Consider the following 324-nt stretch of genomic DNA (forward strand, 5'->3'; position numbering starts at 1 on the left):
GTGCTGGTCAGAGTAGTATTATTGGTAACATCGCCCAATTTCACGCTGGTGAATTCCGGCGTTTCGCTGGTGGCGATACTGATGCTGCCATCGTTTTGGGTGATGGCAATGTTTTTACCGGCATCAATGGTCACCGTGTCGCTCGGGTGGATTTCTTGCGTTTTGCTGCCGCTCACGCTGCCGCCCGAAGCTGTAGTAGTCAATTTCCAACCGCTGTTAGCAACACTATTGATGCTGTTCAATGCTTCTTGCACACTGCTGTAGGTACTGCTGCCCACTTTCAACCCTGCGGTCACGCTGTTGGTGGTTGCATCGTAGCTGGAC

General features: G+C 52.2%; 1 protein-coding gene. It reads left to right on the forward strand.

What is annotated here, in order from left to right; all coding sequences use genetic code 11:
- Window positions 1–324: hypothetical protein (locus AC6UDG_RS07500; RefSeq protein ID WP_500706961.1), on the forward strand; the 324-nt coding region annotated here is incomplete at both ends.

It is taken from the genome of Fructilactobacillus sp. X2R1C1, from assembly GCF_059901435.1.